Consider the following 23,900-nt stretch of genomic DNA (forward strand, 5'->3'; position numbering starts at 1 on the left):
GCCATCATTTATCAGGAGCAGCTACCGGCTTAGCTTTAGGTTTAGAAAATAATCACTTCTTCCACCACCTTTAAATACCTGATACGATGCATGCCAATATCTTTTCTTTTGCTTACATGCTATCCAATACGGTTGGTTTAATCATGTTGATCGCTGCCATTTTTGCGCCATTGCTGGCCCGCTTCCTGATGGTGCTAATATTTGTCGGGGCCGGTATTTTTAATGCTTATATGGCTATCCGCTCGCCGGAACTTTTTATGGTATATGGTGCTATGACCGTTTCTCCGGTATATGAACAGTTCATTTACGGTGCATTTCGCAATAATATTACCGCGATTGTCGTGTCTATTTCGGTGTGCCAGCTGGCAACGGGCATTTTCATTGCAAGTAAAGGTGCATTGCTGAGGCTGGGCCTGTCTGCCGCAACAATATTCCTGGTGGCAATAGCCCCTCTTGGCGCAGGATCAGCTTTCCCATCTACACTTGTGCTGGCCGTTGCTGCCATTATATTGCTGTTCAAGGAAAAACGCCTCTCCGCCCACCCGGTATGGCACGATTTCAACTATCACCACCCTAAAATTTCTATTCATGAAAAAGGTACTTCTCGCCATTGACGGTGATAATTTCCCGGAAGGCGCTTTTGAGTTCGCCAGGAAGATGAACGAGCAGGAACCGATATTACTCACCGGCGTTTTCCTACCAGAGCTGGACCTGAGCAGGAACATCACTTTTGCCGTTGCCTATATGCCATTGATCGATACCTATGCTGCTGCATCTATCGAAAAGAGCATCGCCACCTTCAAACAGCAGTGTTTGAGATATGGAATTGAACACCGGGTCCATAATAATCAGGCCGACTTTGGTTTGCCCGAGCTAAAAAAGGAAACAAGGTTTGCCGACCTGTTATTGCTGGGGCATGAGAAATTTTACTGGGACCTTAGTATTTATGGCACAAACGAATTTTTAGGAGGGGCATTGCATGCTGCCGAGTGCCCTGTGATAGCTATTCCCGAACAATTTACCTTTCCTGAAAGCGTTATTCTATCATATGATGGCAGCCCTTCAGCAGCACATGCTATTAAAAGTTTTACTTATCTCTTCCCGCAGCTATGCAACAGGCGAGCCATACTGGTATATGGTACTTCGGTTGGCCGGCAGTTGCCGGAAACAGAAAAGATACAAGAATTAGCCAGTCATCACTTCAGTAACCTGGAATTCCAGGTATTGGAAGCTGATCCCAGGAAATACTTTGGTACCTGGCTGGATGAGATTAAACACCCCATCGTGGTAACCGGAGCTTATAACAGGCCCGGGTTGTCGAGGTTCTTTAAACATAGTTTCATATATAAAATTATGCAGGAACATAAAGTACCTGTGTATATAGATCATCTTTAGAAAAGCGGGTCTCCCATAAAATAGCGGCCAGTAAAATGCTTTACTGGCCGCTATGTTTTATAGCTTCCTGGTTTTATTCCCTTGTACGAAATCAGGTATTAAGCATTAACGATTGCTTTTGGCATACTTCCTTGAAAAGCAATTGTGCGTCCTCTTTTTTACATAAAGCGGTGCCGGGGTTTAAGGTGGCCGCTGTGCCGCAGGCAACGCCAAATTGTACCGCTTCGAGGATGTCTGTGCCGGCAGACAGGCTATACACGATGCCAGCCAGCATGCTATCGCCTGCGCCTACCGTGCTCACACGGGTTACGCCGGGCGCCGGCACTTTTACAGAAAGATCGGCAGTTACCAGCATGGCACCTGTTTCGCCCATGGATACCACTACCACCTCACAGCGGTGTTTATGGATGATCTCTTTCGCTACATCAACAATGCCGGTCTGACTAAGGGTTTCCTCACCGGCAAAGCCGGCCAGTTCCCGGATGTTGGGCTTTATCAGGTAGGCGCCCTCGCGCAACGATTGCCTTAATGCCTCCCGGGAGGTATCTACGATAAAACGCGCACCCTTGATGGCCGCAATAGCGCCAAAGGAAGCAAATATGTCAGGGGGGATGCCGGGAGCCAGGCTACCACTGGCTACTATATAATCAATATCCTCTATTTCCCGGATCTTTTCTAGCAAGTGTTGCCATTCCCCCGGATCTACCCACGGCCCGGGCATGTCCAAACGGTATTGCGCATGATTGTCCATATCAGTTACAATGAGGTTCTCTCTTGTATATCCTGCAATAGGAACAGACAACGCAGGTACACCCTCTGCCTGTACAAGTGAGTCGAAAAATTTACCGGTATGGCCTCCCGCCAGGTAAATAGCCTGAGCGTTTCCACCTAACTTATGAATAGCCCGGGCCACATTAACGCCGCCGCCGCCGGCTTCGAACGTCGGCGCAGTACATGCCAGCTTCCGTTCCGGTACCAACTTCTGTACAGTAGTGCTCTTATCGATAGCAGGATTTAATGTAATGGTGATAATTCCAGGCATATATTGTTATTTTAGTATTTTACATTGCTTATTCAAAGGTACCTGCTACCTTTCCCGGCTGCAATGACGGATGTTAGCTGTAATGCTGATCTTCGTCAGAAATAACCTGGCGGCCATCCCTGGGCAGATCATTTAAGAAACATTATTATTGTTTAATATTTACCAGTGATAAAAAGAGCATTCATCATCTTAGCATTGGCCACTTCTTTCAGCGCCGGTTTCGCGGTCAATGCTGTTTTGACCAGGTCATCGAAAAAACAAACCAACATGAAACGAGTAACAGGTATCGGGGGCATTTTCTTCAAATGCAACGACCCCGAAAAAATCAAGGAATGGTATAAAACCCATCTCGGGTTTAATATGGATGCCTATGGTGCAAAGTTTGAATGGCTGCAAGCCGACGATTCCACCCAGAAAGGATCTACGCTGTGGAGCCCTTTCCCCGACAAGACTAAGTATTTTGAGCCCTCATCAAAAGACTTTATGATCAATTACCGGGTAGATGACCTCGATGCCCTGGTAGCAGCGCTGAAAGAAGAAGGCGTAACAGTATTGGATAATATTGAAACATACGACTACGGTAAGTTCGTTCACATCCTCGATGTAGAAGGCAACAAGATCGAGTTGTGGGAACCTATTGAAAAAAAGTAACCATTTTTGCAGCAGCTTGCCACAAAAATGGTTACAGTTTGCGGCATCATTCTCCCGTGGAACGGAAACTCGGCGCACTGGCATTACTTTCCTCAAAGGCTTTGCGATATTCCCGGGGCGACTGCCCCTGGTAAATTTTGAACTGCCGGTTGAAATACGAAATATTGTCAAACCCACAGGCATAGCAGATATCCGCGATACCATGATCGGTGCCGATCAACAGCTTGGTAGCGTGGCTGATCCTGGTTTCATTCACAAACTGCGAAAAGGTTTTGTTAGTCCTTCTTTTGAAATAACGGCAAAAGGCCGCTTCACTCATACAAGCCAGCGACGCGGCCGATTTACTGTCTACCTGCTGATGGTAATTTTCCAATACATACTTAAATATGGCAGTCAGCTTTTTTGAATCAACATCTTTATAGTGTATTTTCTTCGGATCTTCTGTCAACAATGCCACATGCTCCCGGCCTTGCCGCGATAGCTCGTCCAGCAGCTGTAACAATATAATGAGGTTTTTCATTTGCTGGTTGGGCTGGAACCGGAAAAACAGGTTGCTGAAAGACGCCGGTATTTTCCTGAATTGCAGCCCGTGCTCAGAGAGCTGCATAAGCTCCTTTATCTTTTTCAGTTCCAGCTTGTCAAAAAACTCTTTGCCCAGGAAATCTTCTGTAAACTGTACAATAATAGCGTGTGCTATGGTGTCACTGTTATCGGCGGGAGTGTTGTCGTTACAAAAACAATGTACCAGGCCAGGACCGAACATATAAATTTCTCCTTCGTTAAAGTTCATCACTTTGTTGCCCGCATATACTTTCCCCGAACTTTTTACAATGAGGATTAACTCATGCCCATGATGAAAGTGAAAGGTATTGGTGAACCGCGGTTGGCAAAATTCCTTGATCACAAAGCTGGCATCTTCCGGCGTAGAGATGTGCCGGTAGGCAACTTTCATAGCAGTACTTTTCTCCGGGGTAGAGATATGTCGGTAAGCCACTTTCATAACGCTGGTTTTAGTACACTATTTATTTTATAATGGTGGAAATGAGAATTATGGTAAATATAGTATCAATATTCTGCAAATGAAGTACTTTTATTTCAACGGTAGTCTGAATAAGTTTGTGAAACAACAGTGAGTTATAAAAATTTCCGTTATGAACCCAACCAGATAGCGCTGTACTGTCAGCTGTTCTTCCCGGAGAATGGTTTATCAGCAGCCGTATTACCTGCATACATTCTAAAACCACTTTATAAACCTGACACGTGATGGAATTAGCGATACACAATTGGATGAGGTCCGAAACGATTGAAACTACCATACAACGGGTAGCTGGCATTGGATATACCAGGCTGGAAATTGCCGGGAATCCTGAGCAGTATGATACCCAAAGCATCCGGAAATTGATGAAAGACCATGGCTTGTCCTGCTGGGGCTCCGTAACGCTGATGCTGGGAGAGCGCAACCTGATGGCCAGGGATGAAGCCCAGCGCGCCCGGTCCATACAGTATGTAAAAGACGTAGTCAGGATGGTAAAGGAACTCGATGGTCATATGGTGTCCGTCGTACCTGGTACCGTTGGGAAAATTGTGCCCGATGGAAGGCCGGAAGAAGAATGGAAATGGGCCGTGGAAGCACTGAAGGAAATTTATAGTTATAGCGAAGCTGCCGGCGTATTGTTAGGCATTGAGCCGATCAACCGGTTTGAAACCTATTTCATCAACCGGGCAGAACAGGCGCTGGCACTGGCTGAAGCCGTAGGGCCGAACTGTGGCGTTTGTCTTGATACCTTTCATATGAACATGGAAGAAGAAGATATGTTTGCCTCGATCAGGAAAGCCAAAGGAAAACTGGTGGGCTTTCATGTAGCGGATAACAACCGGATGGCACCGGGAATGGGGCACCTCAACTGGGAAAAGATTGTAGCTACGTTGAGGGAGATAGGTTACGACGATGTGCTCTCGGTAGAATTCTGTGCCCCACTGGATCGTACGCCAGCCAATCCTTACCCCGATGCGGTAGACGAAAATCCTGAAAACCTTTCTCCGGAACAAGCGAAATTCCTGGTGGATCATGGCAGCAGCTCCGTTACAGATGCGTTTTACACCATGCTGACGGCCCGGTCATTTAATACTTTATCAAAACTTATTTAAAGAACAGATGAAAATAGCTAATGTAGAGGCATTTTGGTTACGCTGTCCCGTTCCAAAGGAAAAACAACATACGTCGGACTATGGCTTACTGGCAAATTTTGATATGACATTGGTAGTGATCACCACAGAAGATGGACTGCAGGGATTTGGCGAAGCCAAAGCGGCGGTGGGATCTTCGGGGGTATGCGCTTCTATTGTCAATTGCATAGAAAATGAATTAAAGCCCTCTTTGATAGGCAAGCGCGTGAAAGATATTACCCGTCTCTGGGAAGAAATGTATAATGGTACGCGTGATCATTACGCCTTGTCGAGAGGCCGCAAATTCCCGGTGCTGGGCAGGAGGGGATTAACCGTATCGGCCATGAGCGGTGTTGATACCGCTTTGTGGGATCTGAAAGGCAAGATGCTCAATGTACCGGTAATGGATTTGCTGGGCGGCGCCTGTAGAGACGCGATGCCGGCCTATGCCAGCGGTGGTTGGGCAGATGCAGATAATATCGGCGCACAATTGAAAGGATATGTAGAGAAAGGTTTTGGCGGTGTTAAAATGCGTGTAGGCGTAATGGATAATACCGTACAAAATAGCATAGACAGGGTAAAAGCAGCGAGAGCGGCCCTGGGACCCGATATTAAACTGATGGCAGATGCACACGGTACTTTCAGCGTGCCGGAAGCAAAACAATTTTGCCGCGGCGTACAGGATTGCAACCTCTATTGGTTTGAAGAACCCATCAGTCCTGATAACCGCACAGGAACGGCAGAAGTGAGAGCGTCTACCCATATCCCCATCGCCGCAGGTGAAAGTGAATATACCAGTTTCGATATCAAGGAACTGCTGGATATAAGGGCCATTGATGTGATACAGCCGGATGCGGCGATCATTGGAGGTATTTCAGAGGCAGCACGCGTAGCGCACCTGGCCAGCGTACATCAACTGGAATTGGCGCCGCATTGCTGGGGATCAGGATTTTCTTTTATGGCAGGACTCAACGTAGCATTTGCCTCGCCTTCTGCTACCATCATTGAGTTTTCCCTGGGTGGAAACCCAATGATGTATGAATTGGTGAATGAGCAAATTACGGTGACCAACGGCCTGATCGCCGCGCCCACGACGCCCGGATTAGGAGTATCGCCCAATTGGGACTTTGTAAGGGAGTTTACACAGAAAGTTTAGATTAGAAGAGGTACCTGAAAATAATGATGTATGGCTAAAGCACTTAAAATTAACCACGTAACGCTGATCGTCGACAACCTGGAAAAAGCAGGCGCATTCTATCAGCATGAATTAGGCTTAACGCCACTGGCAGCCTTTAGATTTGATTACCCGGTGATGTTTTTCAAGTTTAACGAAGAACAGCAGCTGCATATTTCTGAATGGGAAGATAAGACCTCCTTCCGTGGACATATCTGCGTACAGGTAGATGATTTCAACAGTATTTTTTTCCGTATGAAGGAATTAAATGCAATTGATATTCATCCCTGGGGAAAGGTGAGAAAACTGCCCGATGGCGCCATGCAGATGTTTGTACGCGACCCCGCGGGCAACCTGGTAGAAATTTCGTCCAAACCGGGTGATGACATCGATCCCCGTATATTGACAGACGAGCTGTATGAAGAAGGACTATATGTTTCCAACAGGAATGATTTCCGGGGATATAGATCTGATGACGCTACCTTATATCATAAATAAAAGATGAGAAAGAACGTATTGTTGCTGGAAACAATTGCGGAGGAAGCTTTGATGGCCCTTCAGGCAGAAGTAAACGTATTCACAGGCTACGATGACGCAAGCCTGAAAGTAGCGTTGGAACATGGCGATATCCATGCGATCGTCACCCGTGGGAAAGGCTTGATCAACAAGCCTCTGATGGATGCCTGCCCGCAATTACAGGTGGTAGCCAGGTGTGGGGTGGGACTGGATAATGTAGATGTATCTGCCGCTACAGCGCGAAAAATCCTGGTGATCAATGCACCAGGCAGCAATGCCGCTACCATGGCCGAACATACCCTGAGCCTGATGCTGATGGGCATGCGCAACATGTATGAATCTGTTGCCCAGGTAAAACAAAACAATTGGAACTGGCGCAGTCAATATGCAGGAGATGAACTGAGCGGCAAAACTCTCGGCATCCTGGGCATGGGCAATATCGGCCAGCGCGTGGCCCGCCTTGGTGAAGCCTTTGGAATGGAAGTAGTATACTGGAGCAGATCTGCACATGACCTGCCATATCATCAGGTAGAGATAAAAGAACTGTTACAGCGGTCGGATGTAGTGAGTCTTCATTTGCCATTCAACAACGATACCAGTGGGATCATCGGTATGGAGCAGTTGGGCCTGATGAAACCTGATGCCTGGTTGATCAATACGGCAAGAGGAGCCCTTGTAGATCATACTGCGTTATTACAGGCATTAAATACACAAAAAATTGGAGGGTATGCCGCCGACGTATTGCCGGAAGAACCGCCGGTACAATCGCTCCCGGTGGTACAACATCCAAGGGTTATCGTTACGCCGCATGCCGGCAGTCTCACGATCGCTACCTATAAAAAAATCTGCCAGCTTACGATCAGTAATGTAGTGGCTGCCCTCACGGGAAAAAATCCCGATCCCAATAGCATCTATAATCGCCATGCGTTGTCACAAGCAACACAAGGCGACCATCGTATCAAAAAACTATAGCCAATAAACGCCGTATAATGAGAAAAATTTGCCTTTGTTTATTGTTGATCATGACTACCACCGGTGTACTCTTTGCACAGTCTTCGCCGAAGAAACAGCCGCTGGTGGTTTTCGTTACCGGCGATCACGAGTACAGCAGCGAGGAAACGCTGCCACTGATCGCTGCAGCGCTGGAGAAAGATTATGGCATGAAAACCATCGTGCTCAAGGCATCCCCGGATTATAACAGTGAAGAAAATATTCCCGGCCTGGAAGCACTGGCCCAGGCAGACCTGGCCGTCTTCTTTTTACGCTGGCGCAGGCTGCCGCCCGAGCAGCTGGCCCATATTGAGGCCTACCTGAAAAGTGGAAAGCCGGTGATGGGGTTTCGTACTACCACACATGCTTTTCATTTTCCAGAGGGACATGCCAGCGAGAAATGGAATGCCTTTGGAGAATTTGCCTTAAATGCCCCTCCGGGTTGGGGAGGCGCAGCTAAACATACGCACTACGGACATGAGAGCAGCACCGATGTAAGTATCATTCCCCAACAGGCCAATAACCCGATATTGACAGGCGTAGCAAAAAAATTTCACGTGCGTTCCTGGCTGTACCGCGTATTACCTGATTATCCCACAAAAGGTTCCACCTGGTTGTTGATGGGAAAGGCCGTGAACCCGGATAAAGCCGCCATCGAAAACCCGGTGGCATGGACAGGTACCAATAGCTTCGGCGGCCGTGTGTTTATGACTACTATGGGCCATCCGGAAGACTTCAGACAAGAGCCCTTCCAGCGATTAGTGATCAATGCGATTCATTATGAGCTGGGACTGAAAGTACCACGAAAATGGAAAGGAAAAATTGATATACAGGTACCTTACCGGGTGGCAAAATAAGCAGATAACGTTTCCTGATTCCCGTAAAAATTATTTAAGATGCCCAGCGTATTTAAAATCGGTGCGCGCGTACCGTTGATGCCCATCCTATTGGTGATAATAATACTGGATGCCTGTAAACCCAAGGCGCCCGCGCCACTTACCGTGTTTGAAGGAACACATATTTCCCTGATTGGAGGCAACCTGGGATCGCGAATGACTTACTACGATAATTTTGAAACGGAGCTGTATGTGCGTTACCCGGGCTACCATCTTCTCATTCGCAACATGTGCGATGGGGGAGAAACCCCTGGCTTCCGGCCACACGCCGGCAGGAATACGCCATGGGCATTTCCCGGGGCGGAAAAATTTCGTCCTGAGCTGGCAAAGGAAGTAGCAGCCATGGACAACCCCAGCCAGGGCCGTTTTGAAACACCCGATCAGTGGTTAACCCGGCTTAAGACTGATATCATTGTAGCCTTTTTTGGCTATAGCGAATCATTTGAAGGGAAAGAGGGCGTGGACAACTACAAAGCAGAATTGGATGCGTTTATAAAATGGACGCTCAAACAAAAATATAATGGTGCCTCGGCACCGCAGCTGGTCCTGGTGTCACCCATTGCGTTCGAAGATCTCTCCGGTAAATACGATCTCCCCGATGGCCGCAAGGAAAACGAAAACCTGGCGTTGTATACCGATGCCATGAAGGAAGTAGCAACAGCCAACCAGGTATTGTTTGTCGATGCTTTTACGCCCACGCAACAATGGTACAAGGAAACGAAGGAACCTTTAACGATTGATGGCTCCCAGCTGAATGAGGCCGGCTATAAAAAACTGGGTCTTCTTTTAGTGGACCAGATTTTTGGCAAAGCCGCGCCGAAAGCGGAAGCTAACCGGGTGCTGGTACACGACGCCGTAAAAGAAAAGAACTGGATGTGGCTCAACGATTACAAAATACCCAATGGCGTGCACGTATTTGGCCGCCGGTACGATCCTTATGGACCAGATAACTATCCCGCCGAAATAGAAAAGATCCGCGAAATGACGGCTATCAGAGATACTGCAGTATGGCTGGCTGCTTCCCAGGGAAAGAAAATGGATATTGCCGCTGCTGATAAAAATACCAAAGTATTGCCGCCGGTTAAAACCAACTACAACCCGGCGAATACTAAAAATGGGAGCCTCCGGTACCTCAGCGGCGCAGAAGCAGTTCATAAACTGAAAGTGCCGCCAGGCTATAAGGTGGAGCTGTTCGCCTCCGAAGAACAATTCCCCGCCCTCGCTAAGCCCATGCAGATGTCGTTCGACAACAAAGGCAGATTATGGGTAGCGGTAATGCCGAGTTACCCACACTATAAGCCCGGTGATGCCAAGCCCAATGATAAAATTATTATCCTGGAAGATACCGACAATGATGGGAAAGCCGATAAAGAAACGATTTTCGCCCAGGGCCTGCACCTGCCCATTGGCTTTGAAATTGCGCCGGAAGGCGTGTACGTTGCGCAAGGTACCAATCTTAAATTGTTAGTAGATACTGATGGCGATGATAAAGCAGATAAAGAAGAAATCCTGCTGAGTGGATTCGACGATCACGATACCCACCACAGCAGCCATGCTTTTACGGCCGATCCGTCGGGCGCCATTTATTCCGGTGAAGGCGTTTTCTTGCATACACATGTGGAAACTTCTTACGGCACCATTCGCGGATCTAACGGCGGCTTCTACCGGTTTGATCCCCGGCGCCGGAAGCTGGAGCGCACGGCGCAACTGCAGATTCCCAATCCATGGGGCATTGCCTTCGATGACTGGGGACAACCGTTTTTTGCTGAAACATCCAGCCCGGATATGCGCTGGATGCTTCCGGGAACGGTGCTGCCTAAATATGGCCAGCATACCCACAAATCGATACAGCTGATTGAAGAGAAACATAAAGTGCGACCTACTTCTGGGTTGGAGTTCGTGTCCAGTCGCCATTTCCCTGACTCGCTGCAGGGCGACTTCCTCATCAATAATACCATCGGCTTCCTGGGAACGAAAGAGCATACGCTCCAGGATGATGGTACAGGTTATAAGAGTCGTCACCGCATGGATTTGCTGGTAAGTGAAGATCCCAATTTCCGGCCGGTGGACCTGGAGTTTGCACCCGATGGCTCGTTATACGTGATTGATTGGCATAACATCCTGATCGGGCACATGCAACATAATGCCCGCGACCCGCTGAGAGATCATTCGCATGGAAGAATATACCGCATCACTTATCCGGCAAGACCACTGGTAAAACCGGCGCATATCGCTGGCGCCAGTATAGAAGAACTGCTGGACAATCTCAAAGTACCTGAGTACAGAACCCGCTATAGAACCCGTCGGGAGCTGAGAGGACGCAATGCTACCGACGTATTGGCCAAACTGAAAGTCTGGGTAGCTAACCTCGACAAAAACGATCCCCGGTATGAGCATCACCTGCTCGAAGGCCTTTGGGTAAGCTGGGGACTGGATAAGGTAGACCAGGGCCTTTTAAAACAAGTGCTGAATGCCAAAGACTATCATGCCAGGGCCGCAGCAGTGGAAGTAGTACGCTACACCGGGCACCAGGTAAAAGACCAGGCAGATTTACTGATGAAGGCAGCACAGGATGAAAATAGCCGCGTGCGCCTGATGGCCATTGTAGCCGCTTCGTGGATAGGCCGGGAAAAAGGCCTTCCTATCCTGGCTGCCGCCAAAAAAATGCCGTTAGACGAGTGGATGATCCACGCCTATGAAACCGCCGTCGCACATTTAAAAGGAGAGCATGTAAAAGATGAAAAGGAAGAAGGCGGCAACACCAAACTGAAAGGTACTGAACTGGCATTGTTTAACCAGGGACAAAAGATCTACTCCATAGAAGGATATTGCCGGACCTGCCATCAGCCCGATGGTAAAGGGCTACCTGATTCAGGATTTCCGCCCCTGGCCGGCTCCCGATGGGTGACCGGAAGTGATGAACGGCTGATTAAGCTGGTGATGAAAGGCATCATGGGACCAATAGAAGTAAACAACAAAACATACCCGGGACAGGTGCCCATGACGCCCTTCGGCAGCCTGTTGAAGGACGAAGAAATTGCCGCCGTACTTACCTATGTGAGGAATTCATTCGGAAACACCGCCACCGCTATTTCCCCTGAAAAAGTAAAACAAGTGAGAAAAGCCATAGCGCATAAGAAGGATTTTTATTCTCCCGGAGAGCTGTTAAAAGATCATCCCATGGAAAAGAAATAACAAACGCCCCGGGTACTGATATAATAGAGCAGGCAACAAGGCCCGGGGTAAATTACTATTTTATTTAGCGAAAATATTATAAGGAAATATTAGTAAGGATATTTAATATTGTTAGGATATCTAATTATTGAAATACTAGTACGTAGTCGTCAACCAAAAAAAAACTTTATTTAACTTTTCAGACAATGGATAGGCGGTCCCCGCGGGCATACGAGTATCCACTGTAGCGACCCTTGGCTTTCCACGAAAAAGCAGGCCAATCATCTTCCTTTATTTTCTAAACACGTGTTATTGTTCAGCGGCGTCGTAACCGTTGCGTGCCCTTTTTGTTCTTAGTAAAACGCTTCTTAATCATGTATCCGGAATAAAATTTCACCTGTTAATTTTTTAATTATGAGACAGTTTTCCACGGTAACTTTCAAGATCATGGCGTTACGCCAGAAAATTATTTATACCGCCCTGGCGCTGCTGCTGGGAATAGCCAGCCAGCTTCATGCGGAAGCTCCCCCGCTAATAGACGTGCACGGCAAAGTGTTGGAAGAGAACGGCGTAGGCGTGCCGGGAGTGAGCATTAAAGTAAAGAACGTTGAAAAAGCCACCACAACAGACGGCGATGGGAACTTCACCATTAAAGGGCTTCCCGGCGATGCGGTGCTGGTCTTTTCTTATATAGGCTACATTACGCAGGAGGTGAAGGTAACCGCCGGGGATATGGTAGTCAGGCTGGTACCGCAGGTAAAAAAAATAGATGAGGTAGTAGTGGTGGGATATGGTACCACCAAAAAGTCTGATCTCACCGGCGCCGTTGGTACGGTGAAGGCGGAAACACTGCAGGAACGCCCGGCATCTTCTCTGAACCAGAGTTTATCCGGCCGTGTCACGGGGGTGAACGTATCATCCAACTCCGGGCGCCCCGGAGGCAGAACCAATATACGTATCCGCGGATCCAGCTCGCTCAGTGTGTCTAATAACCCGCTGTATGTTATAGACGGAGTGATACTGAACCCGGTGGATTTACGGAATGGGAGCACGCCTATTGACTATATTAATCCTAACGACATTGCTTCTATCGAAGTATTGAAAGACGCTTCTTCTACGGCTATTTACGGGGCCCGCGGTGCGAATGGCGTTATCCTCGTTACCACCAAAAGAGGCAGCACAAATGGAGGGAGAATTACCTATGATCCCGATTTCAGCATCGGCATATTACCCAGGAAACTGGAGCTGCTCAATGCAAAAGAGTTTCTGGCAGTAGAAGACCTGGCCTATGCCAATGCCCAAAAGTATGATCCCGTGGGATGGGCTACAGGCACCAAGTATACCGATCCCAGGAAGAAACGTACCAACCCCAAATTATTTGATGCGCAGGGAAATCCGCTATACGACACAGACTGGCAGGATGAAACTTTCCGCAAAGCCTTTACCCAGAACCACCAGCTGGGATTTACTGACGGAGATGAGAAAAGAAGTATTGGCGCGTTTCTAAATTATCGTACGCAGGATGGATTGGCCAGGGGCTCCTGGCAAGACCGGTATGCCGGCCGCGTGGTATTCGACAGCAAGATAAAAGACTGGTTAAAGATTGGCGGTACACTGAGTTATACAGATCAACGGGAAAAGCAAGTAGACCAGCTGGACGGCGGTGGCATTACCATGATGCGACAGGTATTGGAAGCGCTGCCAATTATCCCGGTAAAGTATGCCGACGGCAGCTGGGTCAGTAATCGCGACTACCCCGGAATGGAAGGCGGAGATAATCCTTTAAGGGTGGCGGCCGACAGGATCTCTATCCTGCACACGCAAACCCTCCTGGGGAATATGTTTGCCAATGTACACCTGGCACCCGGACTGGAATTGAAATCTACGGTGGGCGTTAATATCATTAACCAACGGGAAGATTACTTCGCTGCCAAAGGCATGCAATATATTTCCGATAATGGAAATGCCTCCGTAAATAATAATCGCTATAATTCCTGGCAGTTTGAAAACTACCTGACCTATACCCGCGAATTTGCAAAAGTACATTCGCTTAATGCTATGGCAGGCGTGTCCTGGCAGCATATTGACCGTTTTGAAAACCAGGCCAGCACAGAAGGATTTACCGATTCTTACTATAAGTACTATAACCTTGGAGCCGGATCCAGTCCTCAGCCGCCCTCTTCTGTTGGTACCGCTAATGGACTGAACTCCTACTTTGGCCGTATCAACTATGGTTTCCGCAACCGGTACCTGGTCACCTTTACTGGCCGTATGGACGGCTCTTCAAAGTTTGGCCGGGATAACCAGTTTGCGTTCTTCCCGTCTGCTGCACTGGCCTGGAGGGTAACGGAAGAAAACTTTATGAAAGGGATTGCAGCTATCTCTAATTTAAAACTGCGTGCCAGCTACGGCGCCACCGGTAACTCTGAAATTCCAGCCTACCGTGCATTGGCAGGCCTGGGCAACTACAGCGTTATTTTTAATGGCGCACGTAATTCCGGCGTTGGTATCGATCGTATTGCTAACCCCGGCCTGCAGTGGGAAAAAACGAAGCAGATAGATTTTGGAATGGAGCTGGGTTTGTTTTCCAACAGGCTAAACCTGGAGCTGGATCTATATCGCAGGAGAGTAGATGGGATGCTGCTGGATGCACCGTTGCCGTATACTACGGGGCGCGACAAAATTTTCTCCAACGTAGGAAGCATGGAAAATAAGGGGATTGAGTTTGGCATCAACTCCACCAATATTCAAACCGATCATTTCTCCTGGAGCACCACCTTCAATATTTCTGTCAATAGAAATAAAGTACTGGCACTGGCCAATGGCGACATACTCATGGGCAATGGGGTGATCCGTGTAGGAGAGCCTGTTGGCTCTTTCTTTGGAAGGGTCACCCTCGGAACATGGGGCTCCAAAGAGGCCGACGAAGCAAAGAAATACAACATGCTGCCCGGCGACATCAAATATAAAGACATCAATAGCGATGGCATCATCAATGACCTCGACCGGGTGATTATTGGGAAAGGTATTCCCGACGGATATGGCACTTTCCTGAATACCTTCCAGTACAAGGCCTGGTCGCTTACGGTAGACCTGCAGTTTATGTATGGCAACGATGTACTCGATCGGAGCATACACTCCGCCGAAGACCGTCAGGGCATCGCCAATAGCTACAAAACCGTGCTGAATGCGTGGACAGAAACAAATCAAAATACACAAATAGCGCAGATACGCCCTATCAATGCCTATTATACTACCAACAACGATAGCCACAAAGTAACCGACGGTTCGTTTATTCGTGGCCGTAACCTGCTGCTGGCATATGTGTTCCCGTCAAAAACGGTATCTGCACTAAAACTCAGTCGCCTGAGGGTATATGCTTCGGTACAGAACTTTTTCCTGGTCACCAAATTTAAAGGCTACGACCCGGAAGTATCCAACTCCAGCTCGCCTTTCGATCAGGGCCTTACCTTGTACGACTATCCCAAACCAAGGGTATTTATGCTGGGACTGAATGTCGGATTATAATATTAAACAACTATTTAATCGAAAATTATGAAATCAATCATCATAAAATACGGACTGCTGCTGGTAGCAACCGGGGCATTATGCCTGGCTGGTTGCCGGAAATTTTTGGATGAAACAGATCCCAGCAATTATACAGAAGATACGTATTTCACGAAACCCGAACATGCGAGGAGCTCTATCAACGCTATTTATGCCAGCCTGCGGGACCCTATGAGCGGTGATTTCAATGGTGCTGCCTGGACGATGACGGAATTTGCCACCGGGCAGGCAGCCACCGATCTCGGGCAGGCGGTAAATAGTTATTACATAAAAGACCTGCATAACACGGCTGATAACGCCTATGGCGAAAATTACTGGAGAAATTATTATAAGGGTATCACCAATGCAAATCTCTCTATTGCCAAAATACCTGGTATAAATATGGACCAGGCGGAAGCCAAACGGTTGATGGGAGAAGCTTATTTCCTGCGGGCCTGGTACTATTTCAACCTGGTGCAGATGTTTGGCAACATCCCTTTAATTACGCAACCGGTTGATCTGAAGTCCGACCAGCTAAGGCCTAAACAGGCTACGCCGGAGGAAGTATACAAATTGATTGTAAACGACCTGACCACCGCTGAAAATGCGGGATTACCGTGGACCGATGTCAGTGGTAGAGTTTCTTTGGGAGCGGTGAAATCGCTGTTGTCAAAGGTATATCTCACCATGGCCGGATACCCGCTGCAAAAGGGGACGTCTTATTTCGACCTGGCCGCTAAAAAAGCAGGAGAGGTGCTGGACTCCAAACAATTTAAATTGTTCGATACCTACAACGACCTGCATAACCCGGCAAAGAAGAATATAGAAGAGAATATTTTCATGATCCAATATAAAACGCAGGTAATACCCGGCAGCTGGCAATCGCTCATCATTCCGTACAACAAGAATATTTCCGCCTATTCGGCCGAAACGGGTGGCATCTACGCTACCGCCGATTTCGTAAAGTCCTACGATCCGGCTGATTTACGCGCCAAAGAAGGCCAGTTCTTTTTTACCGCATTTACTAACCAGGATAACAGGAATCAAAAGGTGGACCTGGGCGGGTATTTCCTGTATAAACTCTTCGATGTAACGGCACAAACCACCACCGCTAACAGTGATCTTAACTGGTCATTGATCCGTTATGCAGACATCTTACTGGTATATGCAGAAGCAACGAATGAGGTGAGTGGTCCCGGTGCAGCTGCCTATGATGCCGTAAACCAGGTTCGGAAAAGAGCTAAGCTACCTGACCTGGCAGGGCTCACCCAGGTGCAGCTGAGAGAAGCCATATGGCGCGAGCGCTGGTATGAGTTATGTTTTGAGAATATTACCTGGTTTGATATGGTGCGCCTGCGCAAAGCTTTTAACGTAAGTACAAAAAGCTTTGATAATTATGTGGGACATAAATTTTCCTACGGCCCGGTGTTAACGGAAAGAGAGCTGTTGTTCCCCATACCCAGCCGGGAGCTGAGGAACAACCCTAACCTGGTTCCTACGAAAGGGTATTAGCAGATGCAGGAATTGTTGGAGCAAGCGTATGTTTTTCTCGCAAAGTCGGGGAAAACATACGCTTAATAATTCCACTTCAATTTATGCACGTCAAACTCCAGTACCAGCAAGCCGTTGTTTAAAAAAGCGACTTCAATTAGCATACTTTTAGCCCGTTTTATCTGACGTATAAAGCTTGCTTCCTGCTGGAGGAAAAGTACGGACGGATCATGGTCAACGGAACCTGTGGTGGCAAACCAGGTCGCTGGCCGGTTATCGAACCGTACTCTTATCGAACTTCTTCCGGTGGCATATTCAGGGGAGAAAGCACCCTCAGTAGTCTCCATCATGATCTGCGTCCGGCCGCTGCTTTTCTTATGAAGCTCCAGATAAACGGTGGCGGAATTCTGGATATACCGGGAATGTGTCCGTTGGGTAGTAGTCGTTTTAATATCCATGCGGGTATACCGGCGACGGCTACTTGCGTCACGGTAAGGCCAGTAGCCCCGATATCGGTTCCTGCTGGTGGCGCTGGTCGTAGTGGTTACCTCCTCTTCTTTTACTTCGGTGGGGGGCAAACTTACCTCATCCAGGGCGAACACGGTCGCCGTATATTCTTTTCGGGGGCTCATACGGTCTGTGATGGTATCGTACGACCAGTTGTGCACATGTTTTAAGCTATCCTGGTTTGCCCGCCAGGCCTGCCAGGCCGAATCCCTGGCCAACTTCTGGGCATATTGAATGCTGTCAGCCTGCTGGGCAAGTTCCGCCCGGGTCATTCTTTTCCCTCCGGGAACGGGAGTAGTAATGCCCATATATATAGCGAAAGAAATAAAAACCAGGAGAAAGGCGAGAAGTCCCCAGAGTATTCTTTTTATGATTGTTCGAAAAGACATGTCACTTGCTATTAGTACAGTAGTGAGCAAGTTACTAACAAAATCGTATATACGTTACCGGTAAAAGTATCCACTGGGTATATAACCAGTACCATGATCTCACAAATTATTTCCCGAGCCGCTCTTCCAGTATATTTTTCAGCAGCGTCATGTCTTTATCTCTTATGGAGGTGGTGTTGTAAATTGGGCGGCCGGATTTATCAAGCAGATATAGTTGGGGGATAGGCCAATTAGCCATTGCTTCATACAGGCGGTGGTCACCAAATACTTGTGGCCAGTCCATGCCGTATTTCTCAACGGCCCGGTGGAAGGCGGTACTATCCTTATCAATGCTAAAGGAAATCAGTTCAAAGTCTTTGTTTTTGTATTTGTCGTAATATGCTTTTAAATTAGGCAGTTCTTCTCTGCAGGGTGCACACCACGAGGCCCAGAATTGAATCAGTACATATTTACCCCGTAGCCTGGCAGACTCAATTTTATTGTTTTTAATGTCTGTTACAGTAAAATCAGGGAAGGCGGTATGTGCATCAATATTGATTTTATTTTGGATGATGGTCGCCAGGTATAAACCGGCAGGGGTACTTTTATATTTGTCCGGAAATAGGTCGTAAAGCTCCATGAGCTTTGCGGGAGATAACAGGATTGTTCTGACGGACTTACTGAGGAAAGTCCAAAATGATATATAGGAATCCGGGAATTGCCGGATGAAATCCATTTCCCTGTAGCTGAGGGTATCGCCGAGTCTGAATCCCTTTCCCAGGGCTGCGGTATCCATTCCAAACCGGTGCTTGTTTTCATGATAGTACCGAATGAATATATCAAAGCGTTCTTTTATAAAGGCGTCGAATGCTGCACCACCTGCTTTATCATAAGAAATAATATGGGGAGATGCTTTTTCATCAATAGTAAAATACTTCAGGCTGTCGGTTGAGGGAATTACGTTGATGGGCAATTCTCCCTTGTCGAAGAAAACCCTGCTTTGCAGGTAGGTAGTGTCGCTGTTTTTATAAATGACCGAAATAAATCCATATGGTGCATTGAGTATGCCAGCCCAGTAAGGATGATGCACTGCATCAATGGTATGTTCGCTGATGCCGTCATGTACGGTAACCGTAAATTCGTTGCCGCGCAGCGGAGGAGAGAAGTTGAATCGGATATAAGCTGAATCAGCTGCTGAAGCGGAAATGCCAGCAATCAGCAAGAGCAGTGTGAGGACAGTTCCCAGGTTAAACTTCATGTGGCAGTAAAATTTATGCGTGAATGTATTCACAAAAAATTACGTGATTGCTGTAGTAATTGTTAAAACGATATCACGATAATAATAACGGCCACAAATGCAAACTGCCACCGGTAATCTCCGGTGGCAGCACTTTGTATCTGCTGTATCGGAGTGCTTGCCTACTCCGATCTCAGGCTGCCTATAGGGTTCGCCAGGGCGGCTTTGATCGACTGGACGCTCACGGTAATGAGTGTAATAACAATAGCGGCCAGCGCTGCCAGGATAAATACGTCTGGTCCAAGTGTAATGCGGTAGTCGTATTGCAGCAGCCAGCGTTGCAGGAAATAAAAAGCCAGTGGCGCTGCCAGCAGGCAACTGATCACTACCAGTATGACAAAGTCCCTGGACAGCATCACCCATATCTGTGATGCGGAAGCCCCCAGCACTTTACGTACACCTATTTCCTTGGTGCGCTGTTGTGCCGTAAACGCTGCGAGCCCGAATAAACCCAGGCAGGAAATGAGAATAGCTAACACGGCGAAGATGCCGGAAAGTTTGCTGGTGCGTATTTCCTGCTGGAACTTCTGGCTGTACACCTGGTCTGCGAAAAGATAGTCGAATGGAAAAGCAGGATTATATCGCTCAAAGACTTTTGCAATAAGTGGGATGGTAGCATGCAGATCAGTGCCGGGCGCGAAGCGGCACATCATGAATCCCCGGGTGCTGGGAAGAGAATGTCCGAATGTAATAGGTTCCATGGCGGCAAAAGGAGATTCCAGCAACGCATTTTTTACCACGCCGATGATGTTGACCTTCTGGCTGTCGATCGTCAGCAATTCATTCAGCGGATCTTTGAGCCGGAGCCGTTTTACGGCCGCTTCATTCAGGATTACATTGGCGGTATCACTATCTGGGTTAGTCGAAAAATTGCGACCGCTGACCAGTTGCAATCCCATGGTTTTGAAATAATCGTTGTCAGCCAGGATAATGCCCATTTCTACGGTTTCACCCGGCAGCTTGCCAGGCCAGTAGTCGAGGTCGCGGTGCCAGCCAATAGCCGTAGCCGGACTGGTAGAAAGGGTGACGGATTGTGCCAGTCCACTTTGCAATAATTCATTTTTTAATGCAGGATAATTGCGTATCATCTCCTCGTTCAACCTGGTCATAATAAGGTTGTTGGGATCATAGCCGGTAGGCCGGTTCCGGGCATGCTGCATTTGCCTGTAAATCACCAGCGTGCTGATGATCAGGGCTACGGAACAACTGAATTGTACTACCACCAGCGCCTTGCGTGAAAATGCAGCCGATTTCCCAGATTGTAATGTACCTTTTAATGTTTTTACCGGGTTGAAGGAGGAAATGAAAAAGGCAGGCTTACTGCCGGCCAATACGCCTGTGAGGAAAGTGCCAGCGCCCGCAAGCAACCAGAAGATCCAGCTGTCGAACGGAATATGCAACGCCCTGCCAGCAATGGCATTGAAGGCTGGTAGCGAAAGCTGTACCAGCAACAACGCAAATAATAAAGCAATAAACGCAGTTAATACCGACTCCGTCAGGAACTGCATAACCAATTGACGGCGTTGTGAACCAATTGCTTTACGAATACCCACTTCCCGGCCACGTTTTTCAGAACGAGCGGTGCTGAGGTTAACAAAATTAATTCCAGCAATGACCAGTACCAACAAGCCTATAATGCCAAACATCCTGACATAGTCGATAGCGCCGCTGCTATCTTTTCCATTTTCATAGCGACTGTACAGGTGCCAGCGATCCAATGGTTGCAGTACCACGGCGGAATTCTGGGAGTTGACATTCTCTTTCTCCGTTGACTCAATATCCCGGATCTTGGCAGCTACTTTGGAATAATCAGTTCCTGCCTTCAATTTCGTAAATATCTGGTAGGCATTACTGGAGAACGAGGCTTTCCGGTTGTTTCTCACCGCTTCCTCGGTTTGTTCAAAGTAGCTGAAAGGAATCAGGTATTTAAAGCTGAAAGAGCTGTTGGAAGGTAAATCTTTTAAAACGCCGGCTACCCTGACATCATGGCGACTGTCCAGTCTCAGGGTTTTACCCACTGCGCTGCCTTTGCCAAACAGGCTTTCAGCGAGCGATTGGGTCAGTATAATAGAATACGTATCATCCAATGCGTGAGCGGCACTGCCTTCCACCAGGGGAAAAGGAAAGATACGGAGAAAGTCACGCTGCACCATCATCCCATCTGCCAGCAACTTCCGGTCTCCTACCATCAGTCCATGTGAATTCATCCAGGAAGATTCCGACACATATTCCATTTCAGGAATTTCACTCCGTAAAGCGTCTGCCAGTTTCAGCGAACAGGTCGTAAAGTTAAGTGTATCCCCGTTGCTGTTGAAATTACGCCTTACCTGGTAGGCCCGTTCATGGTCAGGTAAAAACGTATCATAAGAATATTCATGCACTACCCACAACACAATAATCATCGTTACCGCCATACCCATCGCTAATCCCAGGATATTAATGGCACTGTAAACTTTGCTGTTCATCAGGTTACGCCAGGCAACCTTCAAGTAATTTCTGATCATACAATATGGATGTTGCCAGTACAACCTAATAAAAATGCCAGAATGAAGGGAAATTATTTATCAGTGGGAAAAGTATATTTAAAATATTTATGTGTTCGGTTTTAGCACAATGGTTTGTTCACTTATGAAAACCGCCCACCCTAACAATAATAGGTTAGCTCCCTGTACTTTTCTAGCTAATAACCAGTCCCTTTATTTGCCCCCAATACATCATCTATCCAGTGAACGATCATATTTTTCTGCAAATTGGATAACCTGGCGCCGGCGTGCATCCAGGTATAATCCATCCAATAGGTTGGATGTTGGCATACCACTGGTGGGCACGCCTGGGATAATTCTTTTCATTTTCTGTTATTTATAAGTGATCGATAAATTAGAGAGGGTTGTTTATTATTGCAATGTTTCCTGTACGGATCCGCAGGTCAGCATTTGCTCGCCGAAATAAGGATTTTCAATGGCTTTATTCCTGCTCAGCCAATGGGCGCCTTTATCCTGCTGTGCCATGGGGCAGAAATCGACATATAATGCGCCACTTTTTAATCCCGACTGCTTCACCAACGCAATCATATCCTTACTGAGGGTAGCAAAGCTATTCCGCTGGGTTTCCACATCTGCAGCAGTTGTAATCTTGCGGGCAGCATCCGCTACGACCTGGCCGTTGTTTACTTGTCCGGCGCCAAGCTGTATCGCATTGGCAGCTATTTTTGCAGCCGCCATATCACCTTTCACGAGCGCGGCTGTCAACTGTTCGTATTGTTGAAACACGGCATGCAGTTTATCGTCATTGATCTGTAAACCCTGGGCAGGAGTGGGAGCACTGACCTGTTCCGGAGCCGCAGTGCCGGTAGTAGGTTTATTGCCGTTATGATTACAGGCAGTAAAGAAGATGGCGGCGAGTACGGGTAATGAAATTTTAAATAACATGTGGTTGTTTTTTTATTTTTTGTGAGAATAATAAGGAGACAGTCTTACTTACTCATCCCGGCCATGGGATCAGCGCCTTTTTTGAGAATGAATTCTGAGTATAGGAGATAGGCACCGGTTACTACCACGTTGTCGCCAGCCTGAAGCCCTCCGGTGATTTCCGCCACCTCGGCGTTTTCCATGCCAATGCTCACCATCCTCGGCACAAACTTTCCATGGACTTTTTCTATCCATACATGGGTGCCCTTTCCATCCCGGATAACAGCATCTACGGGTACGCTCAGCACATTACCTTTACTGTTGACCGGGAGGAAAATACTGGCCTGTAGACCCGGTTGCCAGCGCTGACCAGGATTCGGAATAGTGCCACGTACCTGCATCAGCTGACTACCCGCCTGTAACGCAGGATTGATAAACTGGATGGTCATGGTCTGTGGTTCATTTTCCCATCCCGCTATCACCACTTTTACCGGTTGACCGGTCCGCACAAGCGAAATTTCTGCCGGGTATACATCGGCTACCACCCATAGATGATCATAGCCCTCTACCCGCATCACGGCGCCGCCTTCTGGTATATATTGGCCTTCTGATACGGTGAGTGCTGATACGATGCCGGAAATGGCCGCAGGGTAGGTAACATAGGGATTTACCTGTTGTGATTTTAACAATTGGCTGATCTGTGCTTCGCTCTGGTCATATAGCGATAACTTTTGCCTGGCCGCTTTTTCAATCTGTTGAAACCTGCTGTCGCCGGGGAATTGCCGCAATTGCGCTACGGCCAGTAAATACTCCTGTTGCAGAGAGGCCAGCTGCTCCGAATAAATTTTATAAAGGGGCTGCCCTTTAGCAACCCGGACTCCGGTTTCTTTTACGTATAAAACTTCTATGCGGCCAGCCACCCGGCTGGAAATGACAGCCGTTTGTTCTGGGTCCGTTGTCAGCCGCCCATTCAGCTGTTTGTGATTGGCCAGTGCACCCGCGCCAATGGTCATGGTAGTAATATTCGCCAGCGCTACCTGGTTATCGCCGAGGGTAAGCTCGGCGGTTTTATTGTTTTTGTCGAATAGCACCAGGTCCATTCCACATATCGGACAGGAGCCAGGCTGTTCTTGTACAATCTGCGGATGCATAGGACAAGTGTAGGTTTTGACAGCTCCTTCCGCAGTTTTCTTCGGTCCGGTAGCTTTGCAGGCAGCCAGTAAAAGTGCAGGCGCCAATGATACTACGGCCATAGTCCTGATAAATTTTTTTCTTTCCAT

Annotated in this window: 19 protein-coding genes; 11 read left to right on the top strand and 8 right to left on the bottom strand. The window is 47.8% G+C overall.

The window, feature by feature from the left end:
• Positions 1-86 precede the first annotated feature (86 nt).
• On the top strand, positions 87-614 hold the full coding sequence (locus tag FHW36_RS08420; protein ID WP_145665586.1) for a hypothetical protein: 528 nt from the start codon (positions 87-89) through the stop codon (positions 612-614).
• Positions 589-1,395, top strand: coding sequence for a hypothetical protein (locus tag FHW36_RS08425; protein WP_145665589.1), 807 nt, complete (start codon positions 589-591; stop codon positions 1,393-1,395). Before FHW36_RS08420 ends, FHW36_RS08425 begins: the two co-directional genes overlap by 26 nt.
• Before the next feature lie 91 nt (positions 1,396-1,486).
• Here the strand turns inward: FHW36_RS08425 and FHW36_RS08430 are convergent, their stop codons facing one another.
• Complete coding sequence (locus FHW36_RS08430; RefSeq protein WP_145665591.1) at positions 1,487-2,437, bottom strand: 1-phosphofructokinase family hexose kinase; 951 nt, start codon at positions 2,435-2,437, stop codon at positions 1,487-1,489.
• A gap of 267 nt (positions 2,438-2,704) precedes the next feature.
• Here FHW36_RS08430 and FHW36_RS08435 point away from each other — a divergent pair, with 267 nt between their 5' ends.
• Positions 2,705-3,088: a VOC family protein gene (locus tag FHW36_RS08435; RefSeq protein ID WP_145665593.1), complete on the top strand. Its 384-nt coding sequence runs from the start codon at positions 2,705-2,707 to the stop codon at positions 3,086-3,088.
• A 46-nt stretch (positions 3,089-3,134) separates the two neighbouring features.
• On the opposite strand, the gene FHW36_RS08440 is transcribed toward FHW36_RS08435, so the two are convergent.
• A complete protein-coding gene (locus FHW36_RS08440; protein ID WP_145665597.1) occupies positions 3,135-4,088 on the bottom strand; it encodes an AraC family transcriptional regulator in 954 nt (317 codons plus the stop codon).
• Between the two features lie 263 nt (positions 4,089-4,351).
• Here FHW36_RS08440 and FHW36_RS08445 point away from each other — a divergent pair, with 263 nt between their 5' ends.
• The 8 genes from FHW36_RS08445 (at position 4,352) to FHW36_RS08480 (ending at position 17,062) form a co-directional block, all read left to right on the top strand.
• Positions 4,352-5,236 (top strand): sugar phosphate isomerase/epimerase family protein, encoded by an 885-nt coding sequence (locus FHW36_RS08445; RefSeq protein WP_145665601.1) that lies wholly within the window; start codon positions 4,352-4,354, stop codon positions 5,234-5,236.
• A 7-nt stretch (positions 5,237-5,243) separates the two neighbouring features.
• Positions 5,244-6,410 (top strand): mandelate racemase/muconate lactonizing enzyme family protein, encoded by a 1,167-nt coding sequence (locus FHW36_RS08450; RefSeq protein ID WP_145665604.1) that lies wholly within the window; start codon positions 5,244-5,246, stop codon positions 6,408-6,410.
• A 30-nt stretch (positions 6,411-6,440) separates the two neighbouring features.
• Positions 6,441-6,926, top strand: a complete 486-nt coding sequence (locus FHW36_RS08455) for a VOC family protein (protein WP_145665606.1) — start codon at positions 6,441-6,443, stop codon at positions 6,924-6,926.
• A 3-nt stretch (positions 6,927-6,929) separates the two neighbouring features.
• On the top strand, positions 6,930-7,916 hold the full coding sequence (locus FHW36_RS08460) for a 2-hydroxyacid dehydrogenase (protein WP_145665609.1): 987 nt from the start codon (positions 6,930-6,932) through the stop codon (positions 7,914-7,916).
• Between the two features lie 17 nt (positions 7,917-7,933).
• Positions 7,934-8,791 (top strand): ThuA domain-containing protein, encoded by an 858-nt coding sequence (locus FHW36_RS08465; protein WP_145665613.1) that lies wholly within the window; start codon positions 7,934-7,936, stop codon positions 8,789-8,791.
• A gap of 39 nt (positions 8,792-8,830) precedes the next feature.
• A complete protein-coding gene (locus FHW36_RS08470; RefSeq protein WP_145665616.1) occupies positions 8,831-12,025 on the top strand; it encodes a PVC-type heme-binding CxxCH protein in 3,195 nt (1,064 codons plus the stop codon).
• Positions 12,026-12,418: 393 nt separating this feature from the next.
• The gene (locus FHW36_RS08475; protein ID WP_145665622.1) at positions 12,419-15,532 is read left to right on the top strand and encodes a SusC/RagA family TonB-linked outer membrane protein; all 3,114 of its coding nucleotides are present in this window, start codon (positions 12,419-12,421) and stop codon (positions 15,530-15,532) included.
• A 27-nt stretch (positions 15,533-15,559) separates the two neighbouring features.
• The gene (locus FHW36_RS08480; protein WP_145665625.1) at positions 15,560-17,062 is read left to right on the top strand and encodes a RagB/SusD family nutrient uptake outer membrane protein; all 1,503 of its coding nucleotides are present in this window, start codon (positions 15,560-15,562) and stop codon (positions 17,060-17,062) included.
• A 62-nt stretch (positions 17,063-17,124) separates the two neighbouring features.
• Here FHW36_RS08480 and FHW36_RS08485 read toward each other — a convergent pair whose 3' ends face one another.
• The 6 genes from FHW36_RS08485 to FHW36_RS08505 all read right to left on the bottom strand — a co-directional run bounded on the left by FHW36_RS08485 (position 17,125) and on the right by FHW36_RS08505 (position 23,900).
• Entirely contained in the window at positions 17,125-17,937 is an 813-nt protein-coding gene (locus FHW36_RS08485; protein ID WP_145665628.1) for a hypothetical protein, read from the bottom strand.
• A 106-nt stretch (positions 17,938-18,043) separates the two neighbouring features.
• On the bottom strand, positions 18,044-19,174 hold the full coding sequence (locus FHW36_RS08490) for a TlpA family protein disulfide reductase (protein WP_145665630.1): 1,131 nt from the start codon (positions 19,172-19,174) through the stop codon (positions 18,044-18,046).
• A gap of 161 nt (positions 19,175-19,335) precedes the next feature.
• A complete protein-coding gene (locus tag FHW36_RS08495; RefSeq protein ID WP_145665633.1) occupies positions 19,336-21,717 on the bottom strand; it encodes an ABC transporter permease in 2,382 nt (793 codons plus the stop codon).
• A gap of 210 nt (positions 21,718-21,927) precedes the next feature.
• Complete coding sequence (locus FHW36_RS30935; protein ID WP_262713380.1) at positions 21,928-22,062, bottom strand: hypothetical protein; 135 nt, start codon at positions 22,060-22,062, stop codon at positions 21,928-21,930.
• A 45-nt stretch (positions 22,063-22,107) separates the two neighbouring features.
• Positions 22,108-22,641: a DUF3347 domain-containing protein gene (locus tag FHW36_RS08500; RefSeq protein WP_145665637.1), complete on the bottom strand. Its 534-nt coding sequence runs from the start codon at positions 22,639-22,641 to the stop codon at positions 22,108-22,110.
• Positions 22,642-22,685: 44 nt separating this feature from the next.
• Positions 22,686-23,900: an efflux RND transporter periplasmic adaptor subunit gene (locus FHW36_RS08505; protein ID WP_145665641.1), complete on the bottom strand. Its 1,215-nt coding sequence runs from the start codon at positions 23,898-23,900 to the stop codon at positions 22,686-22,688.

This window comes from Chitinophaga polysaccharea (assembly GCF_007829335.1).
Lineage (GTDB): Bacteria > Bacteroidota > Bacteroidia > Chitinophagales > Chitinophagaceae > Chitinophaga > Chitinophaga polysaccharea_B.